General features: G+C 62.2%; 7 protein-coding genes. 5 read left to right on the top strand and 2 right to left on the bottom strand.

The window, feature by feature from the left end; all coding sequences use genetic code 11:
* The coding region (locus VGY55_07460) for a hypothetical protein (protein ID HEV2969811.1) at window positions 1-261 on the bottom strand (261 nt) is incomplete at its 3' end.
* Between the two features lie 462 nt (window positions 262-723).
* Between VGY55_07460 and VGY55_07465 the strand changes: the two genes are divergently transcribed.
* Window positions 724-3,123 carry a hypothetical protein gene (locus VGY55_07465; protein ID HEV2969812.1) on the top strand — a complete coding sequence of 800 codons (2,400 nt, stop codon included), beginning with the start codon at window positions 724-726 and terminating at the stop codon, window positions 3,121-3,123.
* Between the two features lie 240 nt (window positions 3,124-3,363).
* Window positions 3,364-4,008 carry a cation transporter gene (locus VGY55_07470; protein ID HEV2969813.1) on the top strand — a complete coding sequence of 215 codons (645 nt, stop codon included), beginning with the start codon at window positions 3,364-3,366 and terminating at the stop codon, window positions 4,006-4,008.
* 106 nt (window positions 4,009-4,114) lie between these two features.
* Here the strand turns inward: VGY55_07470 and VGY55_07475 are convergent, their stop codons facing one another.
* A complete protein-coding gene (locus VGY55_07475) occupies window positions 4,115-5,299 on the bottom strand; it encodes an iron-containing alcohol dehydrogenase (GenBank protein ID HEV2969814.1) in 1,185 nt (394 codons plus the stop codon).
* 135 nt (window positions 5,300-5,434) lie between these two features.
* On the opposite strand from VGY55_07475, the gene VGY55_07480 reads away from it, so the two are divergent.
* From VGY55_07480 to aroA, 3 genes are read left to right on the top strand one after another with little or no spacing between them, the layout of a single operon-like run.
* The gene (locus VGY55_07480; GenBank protein ID HEV2969815.1) at window positions 5,435-6,607 is read left to right on the top strand and encodes a hypothetical protein; all 1,173 of its coding nucleotides are present in this window, start codon (window positions 5,435-5,437) and stop codon (window positions 6,605-6,607) included.
* 3 nt (window positions 6,608-6,610) lie between these two features.
* On the top strand, window positions 6,611-7,831 hold the full coding sequence (locus tag VGY55_07485) for a PQQ-binding-like beta-propeller repeat protein (GenBank protein ID HEV2969816.1): 1,221 nt from the start codon (window positions 6,611-6,613) through the stop codon (window positions 7,829-7,831).
* Window positions 7,815-9,098 (top strand): 3-phosphoshikimate 1-carboxyvinyltransferase, encoded by a 1,284-nt coding sequence (aroA, locus tag VGY55_07490; GenBank protein ID HEV2969817.1) that lies wholly within the window; start codon window positions 7,815-7,817, stop codon window positions 9,096-9,098. The genes VGY55_07485 and aroA overlap by 17 nt, the downstream gene beginning before the upstream one ends.
* Window positions 9,099-9,204: the final 106 nt, after the last annotated feature.

Below are 9,204 nucleotides of genomic sequence, written 5' to 3' on the forward strand. Positions count from 1 at the left end.
GAAGTCGTCGAGTTCATCGATTCGGCCGAGTTGCTGAAGCGCGCTGGCGGCCTGGCTCAAATCCTGATCGACCAACGCCGGATCGTCGGCCGGATCGAGCGCCAATTGGCGAAATCCCTCGAAAGCATCCTTGAAGTTGCCGGCAGCAAGCTGCTTCTTGAGCGCGGCGCGGTTTGGCTGGTCCGCGGGCCTTTCCGACAGCGCAGCAGAGACCGATAGCGCGACGACTGCGATGGCGACCGTGATTGTGCGCGGCTTCATGAAATGCATAGGCGCGGCGGGGGCAAACCCAATACGGGCCGACAAATACCGACATTTGGACGCTGCGCCTTGCTCGGAAGTTCCGAGGTCGGCGGCCGGGAAAATGAGCGCAAACCCATCTTCGGGGATCATGCCGGAAGCGGGCTAAAGCATGATCCAATCGAGAAACTCGACGGGACCGCGACCGTGGCCTAGAATCGGGTTATAAACAGGCGCGCCCGGCATCGCAAGGTGGAGTTGAAAGCCGATTTGCTGTGGACTTTTCTGATTCGTCCGATGACAGAACTATTTGAATCGCCGCCGCGTCTATTCTCTTGTCACCCGGGGCAATTTTAGGTGACAATCGGGGCTACGGGTGGAGGGTGATCGCCGGATGCTGCGACGAATGCGGCCTCGGATGATCGAACATCCGCCTGAGTCGACTGGGCTGGGCAAGAAAAGTTGTAAGTTGCAGGGGTCAGCGTGCCGGAATCATTTAACCCATATTCGCGATGGCTCGGAATCGAGCGGGCTGGTGGGCCATCGAGTCATTATGAACTCTTGCGGATCGCCCTGTTTCAATCAGACCCGCAAGTGATTTCGGCGGCCGCGGACGCGCAAATGGCGAAGATCCGCGGAATCCGTCCCGGCGATCACGCCGCCGAGTGGCAGCAGGTGCTCGACGCATTGGCAGCGGCCAAAAAATGCCTTTGCGATCAGCAGCAGAAGGCCCGCTACGACGAAGCGCTGCGGCAGCGACTAGCCAAAAAATCTGGCGAAGCGTCGCAAAATTCTTCAGCCAAAGCCGAGCAGAAACGGGACGCATCGCCGACTTCCCCCACGCCCACCGGGCCCGGCAAGAATCTGTTGCCGCCAGCGAAGCCGGGCATCCAGAAACCGTCCGCACAGGCGGCCGAAGTCGAGGAGCAAAAGCCCAAACCGCTCAACCCACTGCCGCCGAGACGAGCTGCCCAGGCGACAGCTCCTGCCGGGCCGTGCGCTGGAAGTTCTCCCACGCCGATCGCTTCCGCAATTGTTCCCGCAGGCTTTCCCGATCTGCCTCTTCCCAGCGCCCCGGTTCCGCAACAACCGTTTGCCGGTCCCGGCGGGCCACGAGGCGCTGGGGGCGCAGGAACGATGCGCGAACTGCCAAGTGCGATGCCGGCAATGCCTTTGCCGGCGACCTCGGTGCCGACGACGATGCTGCCGAGCGCCGTTCCGAGCTTCCCGGCCGCGGGTCCGGCCGGCCAAGAGTTTTTCGACAGCCTCGTGCAGGGGCCGGCAGCGCCGACGGATGAAACTGATCTCAACGACCGACCAGGTGCCGCCCGGTCGCCGACAAACGGTGCATCCACGAATTCGGAAGCCGAACTGGATGCGGTGGAGTTGATCGGAGAGTTTCGATCGCGGCCAACGAATCCGATTCGAACTAAGCAGAACTCCTCACAATTCGCGCTGGTTGGCGTGGGCATCGCGATCGCGTTGGCAATCGTGGTCGGCGCAGTTATCATCGCCAATGGAAATCGTCGCGGAGAAGACACGGTCGCGAATGCGTCGTCCGACTCATCGACGGGAGATGGAAGCCCCTCCAATTCCGCCAAGACGGCGGCGCAGAGCACATCGACACATTCGGAAAAGCCGAGCGATCTGCAAGAGAAGTCGCGGCCGCACGTCGATCCGGCAGTGCCACCACCCAGCGTTCCTCCGGCGCAGACGACGTCAGAGGCGGATCCGCTGCCGAAGCCACCCTCGGTGAAACCAGCGACTCCGACGCCCGAGCCGCCCAAGCCGGCGCCGGTCGATCCGGCCCAGGCGGCGAAGCTGCGCCGCCTGCTTGCTAACGCGCGCGCGAAACTGGGCGAGCGAAAGCAGGCTGAGGCGAAGAAACTGATCGCGTTGGCATCGCAGTTGGCCAACACCCCGGAAGAGCAGGAACTGGTCGACCGTGTGGATGCGCTCGAAAAATACGTCGGCGAGTTCTGGTCGGCCGTGCGCGACTCGCTTAAGGCGTTGAAGCCGGCCGACGAGATCGACGTCGACGATTCGACGAAAGTGATCGTCGTGGAAGCGAGCGCCGACACGCTGACGATCCATCTGGGCAATGCCAACCGCCGCTTCACAGTGAGCCAGATTCCCAGCGGTCTGGCCGTCGCGCTGGCTTGGCGCTCGCTTGACGCCAATAAGCCAGAGAACAAGATATTCATTGGCGCCTTTCATTTGGTCGATCCCAAGACCGGCCGGCAGTTCGCCAAGCAGGACTGGAATGAGGCGGCAGCGGCCGGCGTGGATGTGAAGAACCTGTTGCCGCTGCTCGAACCGGACCCGAAGGATGCAACGCTGCCGGACGCGAAGTCGTCGGATTTGGCCATCGTCCCCGATCCCGGGGCGCTAGCGACCGCGGAGCAGAAGATCAAGGATGAAATGGGCAATGCCTTCTCGGACGCCACTTCGTCGTTAAAGAAATACGAACTCGCCAAGAAGCTCATTGAGCAAGCCGAGTCAACCGACGCCGCCGCACGCCGGTATGTCATGTGGCGCGAGGCCCGCGATTTGGCCGCCGACGCCGGACAACCGGCTACGATGATTCAAGCGGTCGATCATTTGGGAGGGCAGTTTCGCATCGACCCGCTCGATATGAAGGCCGATGCGTTGGCCAACTTTCCTCCAAAGACCGGCGCTGCGGCGCGAGCCGTCAACGAAGCGGCGCTCAAGCTGGTCGATGAAGCGTTGGCCGCCAAGCGGCGGAGCCTGGCCGATCGCTTCGCTCAAATCGCGATCGAGGCCGCAAAGGCGACGAAGAGCATCGAATTAGTCCGCAAGACGCAGCAGCGGTCACTGGAAATCGAGAAAATGGCCAAACCCGACGCCGCGCCGGGTTCTTAGTCCTTTTTCACCTCTTGAGTTTGGGGTTCGACGCTTTTTGTAGCTAGCCGCAGTCTGCGGGAGCAAGATGCTCCCGCTACGACCAGGCCAACCGGAAAGCCTAGGTTTGACGGAGCACCAGACCTCCTCGGCCGGTTCTGTGAATCGGCATAGCTCCTCGCGAACGGTTCTGGGATATAATCATGTTCAGATTATCTCGTTTGCCGACCACGTTCGTCATTCGGCGCTCTGCCGCTTGCCATGTCTCAAATTGCACTTTTGCCCGAGCTTGATCACGAGGCGATCGTGCGGCGCGGGCGGCGATTGGCGTATTGGACGCTCTTTTTCACGGCCATCGAGGCGGGGTTGGGCCTTTTTGCCGGCGAGCGGGCCGCGAGCACTGCCCTGATCGGGTTCGGGGTGGACTCGCTCGTCGAAGTCTTTTCCGCCGGCGTCGTGCTCTGGCGGTTGCAAGTGGGCGAGCATGGCGCGCGGCGCGAGCGGATGGCATTGCGGCTGATCGGCGCGAGCCTGCTGCTCTTGGCCCTTTATGTCGCGATCGAAGCCGCATCGCGCCTGCTTGCCGGCCAACACGCGGAGGCGAGCTACCTGGGCCTGGGAACCGCCGTCGGCTCGCTCGTCGTCATGCAATGGCTCGCCAGATCGAAGCGGCGCGTGGCGGCCGAACTGGAGAGCGGCGCGGTTCATGCCGACTCGCTACAATCGGAGATCTGTTCTTACCTGGCCGCGATCCTTCTGGCTGGGCTGGCGCTGAATGCGCTTTTCGGCTGGTGGTGGGCCGATCCGGCTGCCGCGCTCCTCATGGTGCCCCTGATCGCGCGCGAAGGCTTCGACGCCTGGCGCGGCCAAACCTGCGCATGCAGCCACATCCCGCACGCGCATTGACACTTTTCATTGGTGATTTGGCGGTCATCATCCGATCCCGCGATTCCGGTCAATCCTTTCTGGTCTCGTTGGACAGGATTAACAGAATTTACGGGATTGGCTGTTTCTAAAGCATCCCCTCAAGTAAACGTTCGAGTTCATCATCGGGAATCTCGCGCGGGTTGCCGCTCATGCTATTTCCGCGCGACTCGGCGACGAGCGCCGAAATCTGCTCGGCGCGAACGTTTAGCGCGCTCAACCGGTTGGGAATGCCGACCGCCCAGCAAATCTGAACGATGCGGTCGATGAATTTGTCCGCCGCCTCGGCATCATCTGCCGGCGGAACTGCGCCCCGGCTGACTGCCCGTTCAAGCATCGCCAATTCAGCGACCGCGACGTCCCGATTCGCGCGCAATGCCGTCGGCAGCATGACCGCGCAGGCTAGCCCGTGCGGCACATTGCAAAGCACGCCGAGCGCGGCGGCCACCCCATGTGCCATACCGAGACCGGAATTTGCCAGCGCCATCCCAGAAAGCAGAGCGGCGTGGGCCATTGCTTCACGGGCTGAGCGAGATTCACCGTTTTCAACTGCCTCGACGATCGCCGGCAGCGCCAATTCCAGACCGTGCACTGCCAGCGCCCGCGGAATCGGCTGCGCGCGGCGCGAGATGGTGCTTTCGATCAATTGCGTGATCGCATCCATGCCGGTCTGAGCCGTCACATCGGGCGGCACGGTCACGGACAGTTCCGGATCGACGAGCACGACTCGCGGAATCATCTGCTCCGACCGCAGGCTCTTCTTGAACGGCGGATCGCGCGACGAGATGACCGCGTTTTTCGTGGCTTCGCTCCCCGTGCCGCCGGTCGTCGGCATGGCCAGCACCGCCAGCGGGGACCGTTCGATTTTCAGCCCGCGCCCGACCCCTTCGAGAAAGTCCCGGACCGACGCCCCGCTGCCATTCGTCGCCATCGCGGCGGCCGCTTTTCCGAGATCGATGGCCGACCCGCCGCCGATGGTCAGCACGAAATCCCCGTCCCCCGCCTCGTGCGCCATGAGCGCCGCGGCCGCGCGATCCACATCGCCGATCACCGGCTCACGATGAATCTCCGCAAGCCGAATCGGTTCGACGCCGGCCGCGCGCAGGGCGGCCAGCAATTCATCAATCACACCGTCCGCCGCGAGCCGCCCAGCGCCGCAAACAACAAACGCCCGTCGTCCCAAATCACGAGCTAGCGCACCAACTTCACGGCGCCGCCCCCAGCCAAACACGGTTTTGGGTGGGACGAGGAAATCGTAATGGATTCTTGGCATGGGATTGACCGTTTATCGGCGTCCAGTCTAAGACGCTCTGGTTGAACAGGCAACTTCGTCGATGGCTGTCACGTGTTTGCCTCGCTAGAATAGACACTAAGAGTCATTCCGCGTCGTGGCATTCCATTTCTTATCATGCAGATTGCATCCGTAATTGTTTCGGTTTCAGCGGTGGTTTTCGTCGCGGCCGAACACGGCGAAAACGAGTTGGCAGCACCGCTGATCGCGGCGATTAGAAACGCCGGGCCGATTGGTGCTGGGCAGAATGAAGTGACTGAAGCTTGGCGGAATCTAGCGGCCGTGGATGTGGGGCGCTTGCCGGAGGTTTTGGCGGGCCTGGATGACGCCGGGCCGCTGGCGGCCAATTGGATTCGTAGCGCGGTGGATGCGATTGTTGAGCGAGCGGAGGCAGAACCCTCGCCTCGGCCCTCTCCCATTGGGAGACGGACTGCCGCCGATACGCTACCGCGGGAGGCGCTCGAGCGATTCCTGATTGATACCACGCACGCGCCTCGTGGGAGGCGGTTGGCCTATGAAATCCTGTTGCGCGGCGATCCGAGGCTCGCGGATCGCGTGTTGCCGAAAATGCTCAATGATCCGAGCTTGGAAATGCGGCGCGATGCGGTCGCCCGAGTGTTGGCCGAGGCGGATAAGTTGGCGGCGGCAGAGCCGGAGGATAAATCGACGGTCATCGCGGTTTATCAGAAGGCGCTCGACGCGGCACGGGACTTGGATCAGGTGAATCGTGCCGCCGATCGGCTGCGGCAATTGGGACAAAAGGTCGATTTGCCGCGGCATTTCGGATACATCGCGGCTTGGCACATTATCGGGCCGTTCGACAATCGGGAAAAGAAAGGACTCGCCGTCGCATATCCTCCCGAGCGCGAGAACGATTTCGCCGCCAGCTACCCCGCCCAAGAAGGCGACGTAAAGTGGCGTAATTACGCTACGACGGACGAATTCGGCCAAGTCGATTTGAATCGCGCGGTTGGCAAGCACATGGGCGCCGCGGCCTACGCGGCCGCCGAGTTCAATAGCGACCGCGATCGCCCGGTCGAACTGCGGCTGGGGACCGAAAATGCCTGCAAGCTCTGGCTCAACGGCAATCTTCTCTTGACGAGCGAGGTTTATCATTCATTCACGAGCATGGATCAATTCGTCGGCCGCGGAACGATGAAAGCCGGCCGAAATGTGATCCTCGTAAAGATCTGCCAGAACGAGCAGACGGAAGAGTGGGCGCAGGTCTGGCAGTTTCAGCTCCGTGTCTGCGATCCGACGGGCAACGCCATTCTGTCTAGGGAGAAGTAACGAGTGACGCGACTCTCGACGTTTATTTGCGGTTTTTGCCTGTGCTCCTCGATCGCGACGGCTGCCGATTGGCGGCAGTTTCGTGGAACCGATACGAATGGTGTCGCCGACGGGACCGATTTGCCGACGCATTGGAGCGAAACTGAAAATGTCGCTTGGAAGGTGGCATTGCCGGGCAAGGGACCATCGAGCCCGATTGTCGTCGCTGGGCAAGTGATTGTCACTTGCTCGAGCGGCGCGCTTCAGGATCGGCTGCACGTATTGTCGTTCGATGCCGGCAGCGGCAAGCGGCAATGGGAGCGACAATTCTGGGCGACCGGGCGGACGATGTGCCAGCCCACCACCGCAGTGGCCGCCCCGACGCCCGCCAGCGACGGAATGCGCGTCTTCGCGCTGTTCTCGTCGAGCGATCTGGTTTGCCTCGATTTGAAGGGCAACGTGCTATGGTTTCGCGGATTGCAATTGGAGCATCCGGCGGCTGGGAATGACGTCGGGATGGCGTCGTCGCCGGTGGTCGTCGGCCAGACCGTGATCGTGCAGGTCGAGAGCCAGGGAGACTCATTCGCGGCGGGCTTTGACGCTGCCAATGGCGCAACCCGCTGGCAGATCGCGCGGCCGCGGTTGGGGAACTGGTCCTCGCCCGCCATTGTGCACGGCAAGTCGACGGCCGACGATCTTGTACTGCTCCAATCGACGACCGGCGTCTCGGCCCATGATCCGCTAACCGGCGAAGAGCGGTGGTCATACCGAATCACGTGCAACGACATCACATCGACTGCCGTTGACGGCGATACGGTCTTTGTGCCGGCGACTGGGATACAAGCTCTGCAGGTCGATTCGCGGCAGCGCGAGCCTCGGGCGCTTTGGAATGCTCCGAATCTGAACTTCGGCGCCGCCAGCCCCGTTGTGCATGATGGAAAGATTCTCACGATCAATCGGGCCGGCGTTCTCAATTGTGGCGACACAGCGAACGGCAAATTGCGCTGGCAGCTTCGTTTGAAAGGCGCCATTTGGGGTTCGCCCGCCTTGGTCGGCGACTATCTCTACGCGGTCAATCGCGATGGCCTGGGGCAGGTCGTCCGGCTGGGTGCAAAGCCCGAGATCGTCGGGGGAGGGGAGATCGGCGAAGAGGTTTTGGCATCGCCCGCTGTCGCCGACGCGGCCTTGTATATTCGTAGCAAGGACCATCTTTGGAAGATCGCGGGGCATGATGGACGTCATTGAGATTCAGCCGGTTTCCCGGCCGCTCGACGCGACAATTCGCCCGCCGGGGTCCAAGAGCTTGACGAATCGGGCGCTCATCGCCGCGGCGCTGGCGGATGGCCTATCGGAGCTGCGCGGCGCTCTCGACAGCGAAGACACGCGCGTGATGATTGACGGCTTGCGGCGGCTCGGCATTGCCATCATCCACGATGCGGCCCAGCAGACGATTCGCGTCAGCGGTTGCTCGGGGCGGTTGCCCGCGACGAGCGCGGACCTTTTTGCCGCCAATAGCGGGACGACGATCCGTTTTCTCACGGCCCTGGTCGCCGTGGGCCGCGGGACTTATCGCCTCGATGGCTCGGCCCGCATGCGCGAGCGGCCGATCGAGGACCTCTTGAGCGCGCTGAGGCAGCTCGGCGTCGATGCCCGCAGCGCGAACGATAGCGGCTGCCCACCGGTAATCGTTCACGCGGCCGGCCTTGGCGGCGGCAAAGCGAAAATGCGCGGCGATATTTCGAGCCAGTTTCTGAGCGGTCTCTTGCTGGCAGCGCCTTACGCTGAGGCGGCAGTCGATTTAGAGATCGAAGGGACCTTGGTCTCGCAACCCTATATTCGTATGACGCTGGCGGTCATGCGGAGCTTCGGAATCGACGCGAGTGGTGACGATCTCTCGCAGTTTCATATTCCTCTGGGCCGCTACCGCGGCCGAATCTGCGAGATCGAGCCGGATGCCTCGGCCGCCAGCTACTTCTTTGCCGCCGCCGCGATAACCGGAGGGCGAGTGACAGTGCTCGGCCTGTCTCGTGATAGTTTGCAAGGAGATGTGGCGTTTTGTGACTGTCTCGCCGAGATGGGTTGTGGCGTCGAGTTTCGTTCCGAAGGCATCACGACGGTCGGCAGCCGACTGCGCGGCATCGACGTCGATATGAACACGATCAGCGACACCGTTCAGACGCTCGCGGCCGTGGCCCTATTTGCCGAGGGCCCGACGACGATTCGAAACGTCGCCCATATCCGCCACAAAGAAACCGATCGGATCGGCAATCTGGCGGTCGAATTGCGAAAGCTGGGAGCCGAGGTCGAAGAACGATCCGATGGCCTGCGTATCGTTCCGCGGCCATTGCGCGGCGCGGAGATTTCCACGTACAACGATCATCGAATGGCGATGAGCTTGGCGCTCGCGGGCCTGCGAGTGCCCGGGATCATCATTCAAGATCCACGCTGCACGGAGAAGACGTACCCGAATTTCTTCCGCGACTTGACGACACTGGCCGTTGGCAAACCCTAGTCGTAGACCATCGGCACGCGGCGGCGATAGGAACGGCGATAGCCGCCATACCGCGCGCCATAACGGCCGCCGACGCCGTACCCCTCACCCTGCTCAGTGAAGAAGT

It is taken from the genome of Pirellulales bacterium, from assembly GCA_035939775.1.
GTDB lineage: Bacteria > Planctomycetota > Planctomycetia > Pirellulales > DATAWG01 > DASZFO01.

Coding starts and splice junctions, on each gene's coding strand:
- VGY55_07470 (HEV2969813.1), top strand. CDS start 3,364: ATGTCTCAAATTGCACTTTTGCCCGAGCTTGATCACGAGGCGATCGTG.
- VGY55_07475 (HEV2969814.1), bottom strand. CDS start 5,299: ATGCCAAGAATCCATTACGATTTCCTCGTCCCACCCAAAACCGTGTTT.
- VGY55_07480 (HEV2969815.1), top strand. CDS start 5,435: ATGCAGATTGCATCCGTAATTGTTTCGGTTTCAGCGGTGGTTTTCGTC.
- aroA (HEV2969817.1), top strand. CDS start 7,815: ATGATGGACGTCATTGAGATTCAGCCGGTTTCCCGGCCGCTCGACGCG.